Origin of the sequence: Aureimonas ureilytica, assembly GCF_001475935.1 — a bacterium.
GTDB lineage: Bacteria > Pseudomonadota > Alphaproteobacteria > Rhizobiales > Rhizobiaceae > Aureimonas > Aureimonas ureilytica_A.
Genome location: NZ_LDQA01000059.1, coordinates 13,663 through 28,833, shown reverse-complemented (window position 1 = coordinate 28,833; position 15,171 = coordinate 13,663). Strand labels below are relative to the sequence as shown.

The 15,171-nt window shown below is 66.8% G+C and carries 13 protein-coding genes; 4 read left to right on the top strand and 9 right to left on the bottom strand.

Annotated elements, in window-relative coordinates; genetic code table 11:
* The 3 genes from NS365_RS24605 to NS365_RS19650 all read left to right on the top strand — a co-directional run.
* On the top strand, window positions 1-267 hold a 267-nt coding region (locus NS365_RS24605), incomplete at its 5' end, for a hypothetical protein (RefSeq protein ID WP_206612154.1).
* Window positions 268-491: 224 nt separating this feature from the next.
* Window positions 492-1,610: a metallophosphoesterase gene (locus tag NS365_RS19655; RefSeq protein WP_058602004.1), complete on the top strand. Its 1,119-nt coding sequence runs from the start codon at window positions 492-494 to the stop codon at window positions 1,608-1,610.
* A 149-nt stretch (window positions 1,611-1,759) separates the two neighbouring features.
* Window positions 1,760-3,268: a DUF2252 domain-containing protein gene (locus NS365_RS19650; protein WP_082684728.1), complete on the top strand. Its 1,509-nt coding sequence runs from the start codon at window positions 1,760-1,762 to the stop codon at window positions 3,266-3,268.
* A 45-nt stretch (window positions 3,269-3,313) separates the two neighbouring features.
* On the opposite strand, the gene NS365_RS19645 is transcribed toward NS365_RS19650, so the two are convergent.
* From NS365_RS19645 to NS365_RS19630, 4 genes are all read right to left on the bottom strand, one after another.
* Window positions 3,314-4,105, bottom strand: a complete 792-nt coding sequence (locus tag NS365_RS19645) for a DUF1684 domain-containing protein (protein ID WP_058602003.1) — start codon at window positions 4,103-4,105, stop codon at window positions 3,314-3,316.
* 134 nt (window positions 4,106-4,239) lie between these two features.
* A complete protein-coding gene (locus NS365_RS19640) occupies window positions 4,240-5,370 on the bottom strand; it encodes a L,D-transpeptidase family protein (protein WP_244498506.1) in 1,131 nt (376 codons plus the stop codon).
* A 271-nt stretch (window positions 5,371-5,641) separates the two neighbouring features.
* Window positions 5,642-6,961 (bottom strand): HlyD family type I secretion periplasmic adaptor subunit, encoded by a 1,320-nt coding sequence (locus NS365_RS19635; RefSeq protein WP_058602002.1) that lies wholly within the window; start codon window positions 6,959-6,961, stop codon window positions 5,642-5,644.
* The gene (locus NS365_RS19630; RefSeq protein WP_058602001.1) at window positions 6,958-8,688 is read right to left on the bottom strand and encodes a type I secretion system permease/ATPase; all 1,731 of its coding nucleotides are present in this window, start codon (window positions 8,686-8,688) and stop codon (window positions 6,958-6,960) included. Before NS365_RS19630 ends, NS365_RS19635 begins: the two co-directional genes overlap by 4 nt.
* 359 nt (window positions 8,689-9,047) lie before the next feature.
* On the opposite strand from NS365_RS19630, the gene NS365_RS19625 reads away from it, so the two are divergent.
* Window positions 9,048-10,262 (top strand): hypothetical protein, encoded by a 1,215-nt coding sequence (locus tag NS365_RS19625; protein ID WP_058602000.1) that lies wholly within the window; start codon window positions 9,048-9,050, stop codon window positions 10,260-10,262.
* Here the strand turns inward: NS365_RS19625 and NS365_RS19620 are convergent.
* The 5 genes from NS365_RS19620 to NS365_RS19600 all read right to left on the bottom strand — a co-directional run bounded on the left by NS365_RS19620 (window position 10,228) and on the right by NS365_RS19600 (window position 15,168).
* Window positions 10,228-11,361 (bottom strand): polysaccharide pyruvyl transferase family protein, encoded by a 1,134-nt coding sequence (locus NS365_RS19620; protein WP_058601999.1) that lies wholly within the window; start codon window positions 11,359-11,361, stop codon window positions 10,228-10,230. The two genes, NS365_RS19625 and NS365_RS19620, sit on opposite strands and share 35 nt — an antisense overlap.
* A gap of 246 nt (window positions 11,362-11,607) precedes the next feature.
* A complete protein-coding gene (locus NS365_RS19615) occupies window positions 11,608-12,879 on the bottom strand; it encodes a glycosyltransferase (RefSeq protein ID WP_058601998.1) in 1,272 nt (423 codons plus the stop codon).
* The gene (locus NS365_RS19610) at window positions 12,876-13,577 is read right to left on the bottom strand and encodes a class I SAM-dependent methyltransferase (RefSeq protein WP_058601997.1); all 702 of its coding nucleotides are present in this window, start codon (window positions 13,575-13,577) and stop codon (window positions 12,876-12,878) included. The genes NS365_RS19615 and NS365_RS19610 overlap by 4 nt, the downstream gene beginning before the upstream one ends.
* Complete coding sequence (locus NS365_RS19605; RefSeq protein ID WP_058601996.1) at window positions 13,574-14,443, bottom strand: SapC family protein; 870 nt, start codon at window positions 14,441-14,443, stop codon at window positions 13,574-13,576. Before NS365_RS19605 ends, NS365_RS19610 begins: the two co-directional genes overlap by 4 nt.
* Window positions 14,440-15,168: a SapC family protein gene (locus tag NS365_RS19600; protein ID WP_058601995.1), complete on the bottom strand. Its 729-nt coding sequence runs from the start codon at window positions 15,166-15,168 to the stop codon at window positions 14,440-14,442. Before NS365_RS19600 ends, NS365_RS19605 begins: the two co-directional genes overlap by 4 nt.
* Between the last annotated feature and the right edge of the window lie 3 nt (window positions 15,169-15,171).

The following is a 15,171-nucleotide window of genomic DNA, read 5'->3' as shown; positions in this document are numbered from 1 at the left end:
CCGCCCCCGCCGCCGCCTCCGCTCGTGAATGGCGTCGAGCTGCGCATGGGACCGGAGATGGGCCTGCTGATCGAGTGCGGTGAAGAGCCGATCGACGCGTGCCTCGCTGCCGCCAAGCCGCTGATCGACAAGGTTCCGAACCTGATGGCTCCGCCGGCTCCCCGGCCGGGCGATGCGCCCCCGCCGCCGCCAGCAGGCGCTCGTCCGGGCCCGGCCGACGCCAATGGCGCGCCGCCCCCGCCGCCGGCTCCGACCAAGCGTCCCTGACCCCATTCATGAACGGGGCGGCTTGCCGCCCCGTTTCTTCACCCTCGGCCGCAAGGTTTGGTCTGGCGCATCCTGCGCCTCAAAAATCGGTCGAGTTTCGATTTCGGTAGGAAACCCGGCGTGCTCTCGCCGGGCTCGTGACGCCCTCGGACCCTCCCTCCTCGGCCACCTCCCCGAACCGCATTCCATACCCTTTCCCATCGCCCCGATCCGAGAGTTTCTCCATGCTTCGTTGGCTGCAGTTCGGCGATCTTCATGCCTGCAAAGGCGACGACTGGGCGAGCCTTGCCCTGTTCGAGCAGCTGGTCGCGGAGGCCAATGCGGGTTTCGCCGATCGGCTGGATTTTGCCGTGCTGCCCGGCGACAATGCCAATCACGCCACGCCCGAGCAGTTTCGCCGCGTGGCCGAGATCGCGCGACACCTCAAGACGCCGCTTCATGTCCTGCCCGGCGATCATGATTTCGAGGCAGGCCATCTCCAGGACTTTCGTGCGCTTCTCGCGCCACAGGCCCTGCCGCGCATGGAGGTGATTGCCGGTACGCCTTGCCTGTTTCTCGATATCGTCAGCGCCGGAGCGGGCGGACCGGACTTTCGCTTGGGCCGCGAGCAGACCGCCTGGCTGCGCCGGACGCTGGGCGAGATCGACAGCGCACGGGGCGCGCTCGTCTTCATGCACGCCTTCCCCGGCGATCTGAAAGAAGGCTGCGAGGAAGTCGCCTCACTCTTTGCGCAAAGCGGCGTGCGCTATGTCGGCACCGGACACACCCATTACAACGACGTGCTGAACGACGGCCATGTGATCTATGGCGCGACGCGCTCCACCGGTGAGATCGAGGAAGCGGGGGGCAAGCCGGGCTTTTCGCTGTCCGCGCTGGACGGGGACGTCGTCTCCTGGCGCTTTCGCGCAATGGGTCAGCCCGGCCCCTTCGTTCTCATCACCTCGCCCTCCGACCTTCGCCTCGTAACGGATTACACCTCGCGAACGCAGGTCCCGGAGGGACGCGTCGAGCTTCGCGCCGAGATTTTCGGATCGGTCGTTTCCGTCACCGCCCGTCTGGGTTCAGGCGAGGACGTGCCGATGAGCCGCGCAGGCGAAGGGCACTGGCGCGCAACCTTCGAAGGTCTTTCCGACGGGCTTCATACCGCCGTCGTCACCGCTCAGGACGATCATGGCGCGAAGGATCGTGATCAGATTGAGATTCTGGTGCGCAACGCGCGTGAAAGGCCGAAACGCGCTCCGACCCTCGCGCTGGGACGCGATGTCCATTCGGTGCGCTTCTGGCCCAGCCACGGCATTGTCGGCGGTCGGCTCGGCCCCAATGCCAATGGTCGCAAGTGGTAGGGCGACCTCATCTGCCCTGCGATGTCGGCAGCGCTCGCCGCGTCGGTAGCCACGCTGCAAACCAAGCCCGCGCGCTGCGGCGAATGGTGGCTTGACGTTTTCGTGAAGGACGCTTTGTTCTCTTGGGTAGTCAGGAACAAAGACACAGCATGAAAATCGACCTTCCCTCGGTCTGCGCGATCCCATTGCTCGACACGTTGCAGCCCGATGGAGCGCTGGAGGCGAGCGAAGCGGCGGCGGTTGTTCTAGCCCCAGCCGAAGCCTATCCGCGCATCGACCTTCGCGCCAAGGGAGAGCCGTGGGAGCGGCGGCGTGCGGCCGGCAAGCGGCTGCGAGGAGCGGTGCCGCACGGCCTTCACGCGACGCCCCCTTCGCCGGAGGGGCGGCCGGATCCGGTGACACTGATCGAGCAATCGAACGAGGGGCGGCAGAAGCGTCTCGTACCGCTGCGCATGGCGCGCATGGCGGAATCGCCCTTCGCCTTCCTGCGCGGCGCGCCCGCCGTGATGGCCTTCGACCTGTCGCGCTCGCCGACCAGCGGCATCGAAGTCGTCATGAATGGCGACGCCCATATCAGCAATTTCGGCCTGTTCGGCACGCCGCAGCGCGATGTCGTGCTCGATCTCAACGATTTCGACGAGGTGACGATCGGCCCCTGGGAATGGGACCTGAAGCGTCTTGTGGCGAGCCTTGCCATTGCCGCGCGCGAGCAGGGCATCGGGCAGGACGAGCGCCAGCGCATCGTCATGAGCTGCGTTCGCGGCTATCGCCGCTCGATGGTGGACCTTGCCCCCTGCGGGCCGATCGATGTCTGGCATCGAGCGGCGCGGGCCGACCGACTGGATTTCGACGGCATCGAAATGGACGCCGCCTCGCAAGCCATCCTGAAGAAGGCCGTCGAGAAGGCGCGCAAGCGCGACAATGCCGCGCTTCTGGAAAAGGTCGGCGAGCGGCAGGTGGACGGCGGCTGGCGCTTCCGCCTCGATCCGCCGATCCTCGCCGCGATCGACGACGAGACGCGCGAAGGCGTCATTTCTGGACTGGAGCATTATGCCGAGTCCCTGCCGCGCGAGCGGCGCTTCATGCTCAGCCGCTATCATGTGGTGGACGTCGTCCACCGCGTGGTGGGTGTCGGCAGCGTCGGCACCCGCGCCTATCTCGCGCTTCTCTTCGGCAATTCCGACAAGGATGCACTGTTTCTCCAGGTGAAGGAGGCCGTGCGCCCCTCGCATGCGCCCTATGTGCCGCCCCTGCCCGAGCCCTACGGCTCGCACGAGGGCGCGCGCGTCGTCTACGGCCAACGGCTTCTTCAGGCGGTGGGCGATCCGCTTCTCGGCTGGACGACGATCAACGGCCGTCCCTTCTACGTCCGTCAGATGCGTAACATGAAGGGCGAAATCCCCCATTCGCTTCTCGGCGGGCGCTCGCTCATCTTCTTCGCCTTCGGCTATGGCGCGCTTCTGGCCCGCGCCCATGCGCGCACGGGGGACGCCGCCGCGATCTCCGGCTATTGCGGCGGGCCGGACAATGAAGGCTTCGACATGGCGCTCGCCGAATGGGCGGAGGCCTATGGCGACCAGAACGCGCTCGACCATCAGGCGCTTCTGGCCGCGATCTCGGAGGGGCGCGTCGCCATCGGCGCGAAGATCGACGCCTAGAAGGGCGACGGGGGGCAGGTCGGAAACCGGCCCGCCGCGTTCCGTTCAGTGACCGTCCGGCTTGAGTTCCCCTGCCTCGATGCGAATGGGGAGAATGTTCTCGCGCGGCGGCAGGGGGCAGACGGCGAAGTCGGTGAAGGCGCAGGGCGGGCTGACCGCGCGATTGAAGTCGAGCACGATACTCGTCTCCGTCACGTTCTCGCCGAACAGAAAGCGCGCGGCGGCATAGGTTTCGCCCGTGCGCGCCGTTTCGTCGCGAAAGACGAATTGCGGCCTCTCCGCCGAGCCATGCGTCGCCAGCAGCTCGAAGCGCTGGCCGTCGCGGGTGAAGACGGCCTTGTGCGTCGCCTCGACCTCGGTGCGGATGCTGCGGCTCGTGTCGATCTCCAGCCTATGGGCCTGATCGAGGCGCACCCAATCGGCTGAAAGCCGCCAGGACGGATCGAAGGGAAAGCTCCTGAGGGCCCCAAGCGCGGCCGGTGCGACGGACTGCGTGTCGCGCACGCGCAACGCGTTTGCGCCGTTGATCGTCATCACCTCCAGAAGCAAATGGCCGGAGGTGAAACGGGGCGGCTGCGACTTCGAAAGGGCAAGGCGCAGCGGCTCCGATCCATCGGCCGGCTCGAAGATGACTTGGCCTTCTTCATCCTGAACGAGACGCCCGACCCGATCAGGGCCGGCCGACAGAACGATGTCGTTGTCCTCCGCGCGCCCGACGCTGACATTGCCTTCCTCCAGGGGATAGCGGCCGATGATGTTCAGCCAGCCATCGGGAGCGGCGAGCGCCTCCCGCCGGTGCAGCTTCCAAGCTTTGTGCTCAGCTTCAAGATCGCTCATGGCCTTGGGTCCGTTTCGCTAGTCCTGTGGGGCCGATATGCGCGCGAAATCCTGGTTCCGCCATGGCCGAATGGAGGAGCGGGCGATCGTCCACAGATCACGCCCGCCACCTCGGCCCTGCCAAAACGCAAGCCCTATCCCTTGAATTCCACCACGGTTTCCAGCGGTTTCACCAGACGCGACAGCGCCTCGGCGTCCCAGTTGGTGAGGCGCACGCAGCCATGGCTGGCGGTCTTGTCGATCTGCGAAGGCTCAGGCGTTCCGTGAATGCCGTAGGTCGGCTTGGACAGGTCGATCCAGACCGACCCGACCGGGCCATTGGGGCCGGGAGGCAGGGTCAGCTTCTTGCGGTTCTTCCCCTGCTGAAAGTTCTTCTTCGGATCGTATTCGTATATGGGCTCACGGGCGCTGCCCTTGACCTTCATCGTGCCGCTGGGGGACGGCGTGTCTTCGGACCCGATCGTCGCGGGGTCCATCAGGACGATACGCCCGTCCTCGGCATAGGCGATGAGTTCGCCCTTCGACTTATCGACGACGATGCGATCGACCTTGGTCTCGGGATCGGCACCCGGATCGGCGACGAGGATCGTCTGGCCTTCCGTCTTGAAATCGGCCTCCGGGTTGAGGCTGCGGATCAGCGCCTCGTCCATGTGGAAGCGCTCCGCCAGCATTTCGGCGGCGTCGCGATAGGCCAGTCGGTCGAGCTTGGCCATTTCGGCATAGTCGCTCGGGAGGTCGGGCACGTAAGGCCCGGCCACATCCTCCTTGGTCAGCTGGTAGGTCTTGACCGCTGGGCCAGCGTCGGCAGAGAGTTTCGCCCAGACCTCTTCGTTCAAAGCGCCATCCTCCTTGAGCCCCTGCATCTCTCCATAGGCGCGAACGGCCTTGTCCGTGTTGCCGCCCGAGCGCCCGTCTATCACGCCCGGCGAAGCATGTGCGCGGTCGAGCAGAACCTGAACACGGATCAGGAACGGGTCCGCTGCATCCGTCGCCTTGGCCGCCTTCTCATCTTCGGGCTTTTTGCCAGGTTCGTTTGCTCCTTCTTCCGAGGCCGCAGGTTGGGCTTGGGCTGCCTCGCCGCCGGAAGGGTTCTTCGCGGCGTCCGCCTCCGCCTCCGCCTTCGCCGCGTCGCGCCGCGCGGTCCAGTCCTCGAAGGAGGCAGAGTTGATCGCGCTTTCCGACAGATCGGGCTGGGGGGAAGCCGCAAAGGACAGGGTAGTCGACGCCATCCAAAGCATCATGGCGAGCGACAAAGGCTTGGTCATAGCATTCTCCCGAATCCGATCGGTCGAGTGAACGCTCCAACGCTCCCCTGGCTCCGTCGGGAATGGGGTCTGCGACGCAATTTCGCGTGTCCGGCAACCGGCCGCGGTCAGAACCTGTTTGACAACCCGACCGGGTCGGCCCGGCGGGTCCTTTTCGCCCCCGTTTCGTTGCCAATCCTCGCCGATGCCGCCGGCATCGACTGCGTTTGGCGCCTCACGGGGACAAAAATTCCCTCGCTTGCCCTCAGCCGGCGAGTTGTCAAACAGGCTCTCAGCGCTCGCGCAGCGCCTCTTCGATATTCTCCAGCACCGGCGCGGTCAGATATTGCAGGACGGTGCGCCCCTTTGTCGGAATGATGATCGAGACCTCCATGCCGGCCACGAGCTTGTCCCGGATGTCGGCGGGAATGGCGTCTCCGGAGATGGCGACCTCCACCGGAAAATAGGGCGGAATGTTCGGGTTGGCCTCGGTGATCGCGTCGCGCGCGATATAGCGGAGCGTGCCGACCAGCCGCTCGCGGCGGTATTTCATGAGGGCCGCCAGATGGAGTTCCACTTCCATCCCCTCTTCGATGCGGTCGATATCGGAGGGCGGGATCTTGGCCTTGACGCTCAGCTCGTTGGATTCGGGCACCACGTCGAGCAGAGGCTCGCCGGGGCGCACCACGCCGCCCACGGTGAAGACGCGCATCTGCTGCACCGTGCCGGTCGCGGGCGAGCGGATGTCGGTGCGCGACATCTGGTCGAGCGCGATCTGGCGCTCCTGCCTGTGCTGGGCGATCTGCTTGCCGATCTCGACCAGCGCATTGGCCGCTTCCTGGCGATAGTCCTTCTTGAGCGATTCCTTGCGAAGGCCGATTTCGGCGATCTTGTCCTTGGCCTTCTGCGCGTCGTTGCGTGCCTTCTTCACGCTGCCGTCGAGAAGGCTCTTCTGGCGCTCCAGCGCGTTGACGCGGCTGACGGCGACGAGACCTTTTTCCAGAAGGCGGCGCAGGCCGCTCAGCTCATCCGTCAGGCTGGCGAGCTGCTCGTTGGCGGTCTGGGTGTCGAGCTTTGTCTGCTCGATCTCGTTGCGCACCTGCTTTTCCTGCGCGTCGAGAAGTTCGAGCGCGCCGGCCAGAACCTGCCGCCGGCTCTCGAACTCGCGGTGATTGTCGTCGATCTCGCTGCTGTCGATCCCGCGCAGAAGCGAGGCCGCTTCCTCGGGAACGATCATATAGTCTTTGAGGTCGCGCTGCGCGATGAGCCGGGCCTCGATGGCGAGCGCGCCGGCCAGCGCCTTGGCGGCCGCAGCGGCGGTTGCCTGCGTGCGCGTCGTATCGAGGCGCAGGAGCGTCTGCCCCGCTTCCACCAGATCGCCGTCCCGCACCAGGATCTCGGAGACGATGCCGCCCTCGTAGTGCTGCACGGTCTTGCGGTAGGATTCCACGGAGAAGACGCCGTTGGACACGACGGCGGAGCTGACATGGGCGAAGGCCGCCCAGCCGCCGCACAGGCCGACGCCCAGAAACAGAACGATATAGCCCGTGCGCAGCGCAGCGCGCCAATCCGTGTTGGGCGGCGGCGCCTCGATGACGAGTTTCGCGCTCATAGCGAGCGCACCAATTGGTCTGGCTGGAGAACCAGAGGCGGCGGCGCGCCGCGAAGACGCGGCAGGCGGCTGAAGATCTGCTCGCGCCCGCCCATGGCCTGCACCGAGCCCTCGTTCAGCACGAGGAGATCGTCGCAGAAGGACAGGAGGCTGACGCGGTGCGACACGACGATGACCGCCGCGCCGTCGTCGCGCATCGCCTGCATGGTGCGCCCGAGCACCTGTTCGCCGGACGCGTCGAGATTGGAGTTCGGCTCGTCCAGAACCAAGAGCCGGGGGCGGCCGTAGACGGCGCGCGCCAGCGCGACGCGCTGGCGCTGACCGCCCGACAGCGTATGACCGCCCAGACCCAGCCGCGTCGAGTAGCCGTTCGGCAGGCCGCGAATGATGTCGTGAATGCCGGCCATCTCGATCGCGTCGAGGATCTTCTCGCTGGTGGCCGCCGGGTCGAAGCGCGAGATGTTCTCGGCGATCGTGCCGGGCAGGAATTCCACGTCCTGCGGGATATAGCCGATATGGCGGCCGAGATCGTCCTCGTTCCAATGTAGGAGATCCTGCTCGCCGAACACCACCGTGCCCCGGCGCGACTTCCAGATGCCGACCAAAAGACGCCCGAGACAGGACTTGCCCGCCCCGCTCGGGCCGACCACCCCCATGATGCGGCCCGGCAGAAGCGTGAAGGACACGTCGTTGATGATCGGCTTGTCCACCTCGGGCGGCCCGCCGACGAGACGCGACACGACGAGCGCCCCCTTGGGCGGGGGCAGCGCAATATGCTCACGCTCGGCGCCGACCGCGCGCAGGAGAAGGTCCAGCCGCTTGGCCGCCATCCAGAAGGACTGGATCGCGCTCCAATTGTTGATGATGTACTGGAGCGGCCCCTGCGCGCGCATCATCATCATCAGGACGACGAACAGAACGCCGACATGGATCTGGCCGGCCAGAAACAGGAAGCCGCCGACGCCATAGACGATGATCATCTGCCCGTTCTGCACCATGCGCGGCACGAGGCCGATGCGCGCGGCGCGCGTCTGCGCGGCGTTGCGCCAGGCGACGCCATCGCTGTGGAGCGCGTACCAGCGCTCGGTCACGGTCGGCAGCATCCCCATGACGCGCAGCGTCTCGGCATTGCGCGACACGGCCAGGCCGAACTCGTTCGCCTCGCCCTCCAGGCGTTGCGCGGCCTTCAGATGACCCGCCACGAGATAATGCGTGGTGATGGAGACGAAGGCGGAGAAGCCCAGAAGCGCCAGGATCAGAAGGCCGAAGGCCCCGCTGATGCAGAACATCACGATCACGAAAAGCGGCGACCAGAAGGCGTCGATCATCGCCGAGAGCGACGGACCGCAAAGGAAGCGGCGGGTGGTCTGAAGGTCGGCCAGCGCCTGAGCGGGCGTGCCGCCGCCCGCGCGGCGCTCGCGGTTGAAGGCGTCGAAGCAGATGCGCGTCAGCTTCTGGTCGATCACCGTGCCCATGCGCTCCAGCACCTGCGCGCGCACGACCTCTAGCAGCGTGTAGGTGACGGTGACGACGATGGCGATGATGATGAGCGTGATCAGCGTCGAGGCGTTCCGGCTCGAACTCACGCGCTCCATGATGCTCATGGGGATGAGCGACATGGCCATATAGAGAAAGGGCAGAAAGAAGCCGAAGCCCAGAAGCGCGAAATAGCCGTAGGAGAACTCGCGCAGGACGCCCAGAAGCGGCGACGACGTGACGGATGTCATGGCCCCCCCTTCCTTGGCCCAGCCCGGCTCGCGGGACGCGCGCGATCAACGAGCAGGACACCTCGCCCCGTCCGCGTTCCGCTGCTCCGCCGCCGGATGCGCATCGACCGGCTCTCCTCCTGCCGCAGCATCGTGCGCCGCGTGCGTCTTCTCGTTTCCTGCAGCCGTTCAGCTTTTCAGCCCGTGAGCTTCTGGCCCATAAGCTTTTCAGCGGTTAAGCTTTTCAGCCCGTTAGCGGCCATCTCCTCATTGTCTCAAAGGAGTCTGAAGGTAGTTTTAAGGACGTATGATCGGTCGGACCAAGCTGATCGTCAGCCAGAGGAACGATCCCGCATGGGCATGGAATCAGGATGCCTCCGATGAGCCAGCCCTCTCCCTCGTCTCGCCGGCGGGCCGGGCACCGGATCGGCGCGGCCCTCGTGTCGACCTGTCTGGCCCTGCCGGCGGCGGCCGGCGAGCCAAGCCTGTCGATGCGCGTCGAGGAGGGGGAGCACATCCTGTTTCGCCACGCGGCCGAGGCCTGCGAGACCTGGGACATTCCCGACACGCCAACCCGCGCCTTTCGCGGAGTGGATGGGCTGGTTCATGTGATGCAAAGTCACTATCGCGGACGCTGGCTGGCGGGGCCCGATCTCTTTTCGCTGCGCCATGGCTGCGCGGTCGCCTTCGAGGGCGCGGGCAGCGCCGACCCCGCGAGTTTCGACAACCAGAGCTGGATCGGCGCGACCTATTCGCCCGATGGCAAACGGGTCTTCGCGATCGTTCACAACGAGTATCATGGCGAGCGTTTCGGCGCGCCCTGCCGCAAGGGCGAGGAATCGGCCTGCTGGTACAACAGCCTGACGGGCGCGGTGTCGCAGGATGGCGGGCTTCACTTCCAGCCGACGCAGCCCCGGCTCATCGCCGCCCTGCCCTTTCGCGCGGAGGAAACCCGCGGCCACCATGCCGGCTATTTCGAGCCGACGAATATTCTCGCCTGGAACGGGGCCTTCTATGCGATGGCGAATGTGGTCGCGCCGGAGCCCCAGCGGAGCGGCAATTGCCTCCTGCGCACGCCCACGCTGGAAGACCCGAGCGCCTGGCGCGTGTGGCGCGGGAGCGCGTTCGATACGGCGCTCGCCGATCCCTATGCGGGGCCGATCCAGCCTGAGCACCATCTTTGCGATCCCGTTGCGCCCGATGTCCTGCGCTGGCCGGTCACCAGCCTGACGCGGCACGAGGCGAGCGGCACGTTCATCGCCACCATGCGCGGCCGCGCGAAAGGGTCGGATGGGCGCGAGCGCACCGGCGTCTACGTCGCCACTAGCCCCGATCTCGTCCATTGGGCCGGGCCGGCGCTCCTGATGGAAGCGCCGCTTTTCGGCTCCTGCGACGCCTCCGACGCGATCTCCTATCCCGCGCTGATCGACCCGGACAGCACCGACCGAAACTTTGGCACTGTCGGCGACCATCCGGCTCTGACCTTCGTGCGCGCCGACACGGACGGCTGCACCGTGACGCCCGATCGCGACATCGTTCTGAAGCGGGTGCGGATCGACCCTACATCCGCGAGCGCACGCCGTTCTTCTCGATGAAGTTCTTCATGCGGTCATAGCGCTCGGCAAAGAGCGACTGGAAGCGTTCGAAGCGCGAGGGATCGACGGCGTCCTTCAGCGTCTGGCGCTCGAACTCCTCGGGCGAGTAGATCGGCAGGTCGAAGGTCTCGGCGAGTTCGCGCGAGCGCGTGTCGTAGGAAAAGAGAACACCGGGTACACCCACCGCCACCGCCGGAAGCACGGCGTGGACACGGTATCCGAGCGCGGCATCGAACTGCTGTGCGTAAAGATCGTAATCATCGGGCGCGCCGACATAATAGAGCCGGCGCTCGTAGAGATCGCGCATCACCTGGCCTGTCGTCTCGTCGAACCAGCCTTCCGCCACGAGCTTGGCGGCGGCCGCTTCCATGTGCCGAGGGGCCTTGAAGAAGAACGCCTTTTCCTCCGGCTCGCCATGGCAGGACAGGAACAGGTCGGACACGAGCGCGAGCTTGGCGATCATGCGCTTCTGCGTCAGCGCGAACTTGATAGGATCGACCGCATAGGTCGAGCCGACCTCGCGCCGCAGGCTGAAGGTGACGCGCTTGGGGCCGTCCGGCCGGTGGCGCAGCGTCATGGTGCGGTCGAGCGAGCGGAAGATCGAGGGGCAGCCGACGATTTCGAGATTGTGGATGCCGTTGCGATGCAGCGTCTCGGCGCTGAAGGCGCCGCGAACGCCGATCATGGGCGTGCGTTCGGCGATCGCCTGCCAGACGCGCCGGCCCTCGGTCGGCAGGATGATAGGGCGCTCCTGCTCGGCCTGCGCGCCGACGCCGATGCACAGGACGGGCATATCCAGCGCTTCGATCCAGGAGCGGAAATGACCCCAGTCCATTTCCTCATGGATATAGTTGGAGCCGCGCAGCAGGATGAAGTCGCAATTCTCCTTCAGCCGCTTCAGCTCGGCGTCCGTCACCGGCTCGTCGATATTGAGGAGATGGCCTTCCGTATAGTCCACAACGCGCAGGGTGGAGTCATAGACGCAAATATCGCCCGTGTTGTAGTAGGTTTCGAGTGTGTCCTTGAAGGGAACGTCGAACCAAACGGCCTTGTGATTATTCAGTCGCCGTCCGGAATACTTCACAAGGGCTGCGCGCATGTCGTCCACCTGAGGGCACCGGCGCCCTTTTCGTCGGGCCCAAACATGCCGAAAAGAGATTAAGAGCGTCTAACAAAACCTCCGGGCGGAGGGTGGGCGAGGGATTTTCATCAGTCCACGCGGAGCGAAGCACAGTCGATGCTAGGTCAGCATCGGGGAGCATTCGCGACGAAGTGGTTGACGAAAAGGGCCGGCCAACCGACCCCGGAGGTGTTGTTAGACGCTCTCGGCTTTTATCGAAATTGGTCAGCCGCCGGGCCATTGGCCGGGCTGCGGCTCGCCCGCGTCAGGGCGCGCAGGCGGCGCGGAGTCGCCCGTCACCAGCCGAACCAGCCGGGGCAGCGCGACGCGGCGCAGGTCGAAGCGCGCGCGGATCGTCTCGCGTGCGCTGCGCCCCAATGCCGCATAGCGCTCGGGCGTGCGTAGGACCGACAGAAGGGCTTCCGCCAGCGCATCGGGGGAATGGAAGGGCACGAGAAGTCCGTTCGACCCGTCGATGACGTCGCGCACCGGCGGCGTGTCGGAGGCCACCACGACGCAGCCCGTCGCCATGGCTTCGAGGCAGGACCAGGAGAGAACGAAGGGATAGGTCAGATAGGCGTGGGCGCGTGACACGGCGAGAACCGAGAGATAGTCCTCGTAAGGAAGATGGCCCAGAAAATGGACGCGCTTCAGGTCCAGCCCACCGGCCACCTCGTCCAGAAAGATCTGGTGCCAGGTCTGGCCCCCCGGCGGGCGCGGCCCGTAGGACACGCCGAAGCCGCCGACGATCACGACATGCGCCTTCGGCCGCTCGGCCAGCACTTTGGGCAGCGCGCGCATGAGAATGTGATAGCCGCGCAGCGGTTCGAGATTGCGATTGACGAAACTGATCACCTCGTCCTCGCGCGTCAGCACCCGGCCGTCTTCCAGCCGGCAGCGGGCGTTGAGCCGGGGCCGCACATGGTCGGTGTCGATCCCTTCATGCGCAACGCGGATGCGGCTGGCGAGTTCGGGCGGAAAGGTCGAGCGCTGCCAGGGCGTCGGCGTCAGCGCCAGATCGGCGTCGGCCAGCGCGAGAAGGGTCATGGCGTTGCGCGCCTGGAGCGCCACCGCGCCGTCGAGCCCGAGCGCGGGAAATTCCGGGTCGAAGTTCACGTCCGCGCCCTCGGTCCGGTAGAAATATTCGCAGTAGACGACGATGCGCGCGCCGGGAAAGACGCTTCGCAGCGGCAGCGCCTCGCCCCAGCCGCTATGGACGACCACGATATCGGGCGTGAACCCCTGCGAGAGAAGCATGGTCGCGACATACAGGACCTGCTCGGCGCGGCGCGACTCCACATCGAAGCGCCGCGCGAAGGGATGGGCCGCGCCGGGGCCGAGGGATGCCATGGAATAGCGATGCAGCGTGACACCGCGAACGGTGCGCGCGTGCTCGGCGCCGATCGCATGGACGCTGTGCGCCTCGTCCGCCGCCAGATATTCGGCGAGATGGCGAAACTGGGCCGGGAAATTGTTGTGAACGAAGAGGATCTTCATGCCGGGCCGAAGCCGACCCCGCCTTCCTCCTCCTCCTCAGGTCCCAGAAGCTCGGCCTGCTCGGTCTCGGCGAAATCGGCGCGCAGCGCATCGAGCCGGCAACCCGGCATGAGACAGAGCGCCCACAACGCGTAGCGGCTGCGCGACATGCGCACCTCGGCAAAGCCGCCCGCCAGAACCTGCCGCGCAAGGCTCGCCAGCGTGAAGCCCGTACGATGGGCCATGAAGCCGAAGCCGGCCTCGATCGACGCGCCGTGGCCCCAGAGCATGTCGATCGGCGTGACCGGCCCGGCCGCCGAGCAATAGGCCACCTCGTCGATCCCATGGTCCAGAATGAAGCGCGCGACCGCCTCCACATCGGGGCAGGTCACGAGCGCGAACCCGTCCGGCCGCAGAACGCGGGCGAACTCGGCCATCGCGCGCGGCACGTCATGGGCGTGGAGATGCTCCAGATTGTGCGAGGACCAGAGCGCGTCGAAGCTCGCATCCGCCACCGCGCCGCGCATGTTCACGATGCTGGCGACGATATCGGGTTGCACCAGCGGCTCGATGTCGAGCCGCACTTCGCGCCAGCCGAGGCCCCGGAAGGCGGGGTGGAGCTTGCCGGGATGGGCCGGGCCGCAGCCGACATTCAGCACCTGGCGCGGCGCGTCAAACGGCCCGGCGGCGAGGTCCGCCATGGAGAACGGCGCGTTCATGCCGCCATCTCCTCGTCGTCGTCCTCGGGCGCCGGCGGCGCGAATTCCGGGCCCAGAACCGCGTCGCCGAGATCGAACAGGTCGCTCGCATCCAGCGCGAAATCCATGGCTTCGAGGCTCGCCAGCATAAAATCGGTCGGATCGCTGACGATCGCGGCCGGGGCGCGGGCGGTCAGCTCCGTGCGCGGCTCGGGCTTGGGCAGGCGCTCGGGCCGCAAGTGCCGGCGCGAAAAGAGAAGCGCGCTCGCCAGATCCAGCGGCAGAAAGGACTGGTGCACGAGCGAGGCGGCGGCGGCGTGGCCGAGTGCCATGAAGGCGGCGGGGTCCACCGTCCAGTCTTCGCGCGGCTCCCCGCTCTCGCCGGCCAGCGGAACGAGGATGCCGGCAATGCGCAGGAGATCGAGCGCGCGCGTAAGCCGCGCCTTGCCCGTGCGCGTCATGTGCAGCGTGTTGCGGATGGCCGTCAGTTCGGGCCCGAGCTGGCCGGTGGCCGCGTCCGCGCAGATCGCCGCCCCTTGCGCACCGATCACGCCGGGATGGGGCAGAATGTCGAGTTCGTCGAGCGGCCTTGCCGCCTCCCGCCCCGACAGGACGAAAGGATAGGTGCGCAGCGCGATCGGGAGATAGCCGAGCAGCCAGCGCCCGTCCGCGTCCATTGCCGGCTTGGGCAGATCGGACGAGGCGACAAGCGCGCACAGAACCGGCTCGCCATTCTCCAGCCGGACGACCAGCGGCAGGTGATGGGCGGTCAGAAGATATTCGGTGTCGTTGACGCCGACCCATCCGCCGCGCGTCGCCAGCCGGAAGTCGCGCGGCGCGGCGAAGCGCTGCGCCGCGAAGCCTGCCAGCGGAAGCGCGCCGCTCATGCCGCGACCACCTTGGCCGAGGCGGCGCGCGCCATGGCGAGAAGCTGGCCGGTGCGAAACAGCGACAGGCGATGCAGGCCGATAAGCTTGGCCGCCGCCACGCCGAACTCTTCCATCACCGGCCCGAAGGCCGGCGTGTCGAAGGACGCGGGTGGGACGACGAGAAGACCCTGGATATCGCAGCGCCGACCGCCTCCGAGATCGAAGGCAAGCGGCCAGGGCTCCAGCAGGCCGCGCCGCGCCAAGGCGTTGGAAAGGTCTCGCGTGCGCGCCAGATCGCGCTCGAACAGCTGGAGCGCGCGGATGCGCAGCTCCGCCCCGCGCGACATGCGCCCTTCGACGGTCGCGATCGGCGCGCCGGCATCGCTCGGCTCGTCCGCGACGGCCGTATCGATCATCAGGCGAGGACCGGGCGCGGCGTCAGCACCGCCATCGGGGCGAAGGGTCAGCGGATAGGCTTGCAGAAGCAGCGGCAGCAGCGCCAGCGCGCGCGCCATGCCGGGCGCAAAACCCGTCCCGTCCTCCATCAGCGTTCGCAGCACGACCAGTTCGGCCCCGGTCGCCGTGCGCCGCCAGACGAGTGGGAAGCTCGCCGACAGCCGATCCGCCTCGCCCATCACGACCGGCACGATACGCGCCATGCGCGGCAGCGGATAGGCGAAGGGCGAGAAGATGCGCAGCGCCATCATCTCGCTGGTCAGGGGACGGGGCGCCTCGGCCAACATGGC

Bases quoted from the DNA above. Each gene is read 5' to 3' on its own strand.
- NS365_RS19630 (WP_058602001.1), bottom strand. From the start codon at position 8,688: ATGACATCCGTCACGTCGTCGCCGCTTCTGGGCGTCCTGCGCGAGTTC.
- NS365_RS19625 (WP_058602000.1), top strand. From the start codon at position 9,048: ATGAGCCAGCCCTCTCCCTCGTCTCGCCGGCGGGCCGGGCACCGGATC.
- NS365_RS19610 (WP_058601997.1), bottom strand. From the start codon at position 13,577: ATGAACGCGCCGTTCTCCATGGCGGACCTCGCCGCCGGGCCGTTTGAC.
- NS365_RS19645 (WP_058602003.1), bottom strand. From the start codon at position 4,105: ATGAGCGATCTTGAAGCTGAGCACAAAGCTTGGAAGCTGCACCGGCGG.
- NS365_RS19605 (WP_058601996.1), bottom strand. From the start codon at position 14,443: ATGAGCGGCGCGCTTCCGCTGGCAGGCTTCGCGGCGCAGCGCTTCGCC.
- NS365_RS19640 (WP_244498506.1), bottom strand. From the start codon at position 5,370: ATGACCAAGCCTTTGTCGCTCGCCATGATGCTTTGGATGGCGTCGACT.
- NS365_RS19620 (WP_058601999.1), bottom strand. From the start codon at position 11,361: ATGCGCGCAGCCCTTGTGAAGTATTCCGGACGGCGACTGAATAATCAC.
- NS365_RS19655 (WP_058602004.1), top strand. From the start codon at position 492: ATGCTTCGTTGGCTGCAGTTCGGCGATCTTCATGCCTGCAAAGGCGAC.
- NS365_RS19635 (WP_058602002.1), bottom strand. From the start codon at position 6,961: ATGAGCGCGAAACTCGTCATCGAGGCGCCGCCGCCCAACACGGATTGG.
- NS365_RS19650 (WP_082684728.1), top strand. From the start codon at position 1,760: ATGAAAATCGACCTTCCCTCGGTCTGCGCGATCCCATTGCTCGACACG.
- NS365_RS19615 (WP_058601998.1), bottom strand. From the start codon at position 12,879: ATGAAGATCCTCTTCGTTCACAACAATTTCCCGGCCCAGTTTCGCCAT.
- NS365_RS19600 (WP_058601995.1), bottom strand. From the start codon at position 15,168: ATGTTGGCCGAGGCGCCCCGTCCCCTGACCAGCGAGATGATGGCGCTG.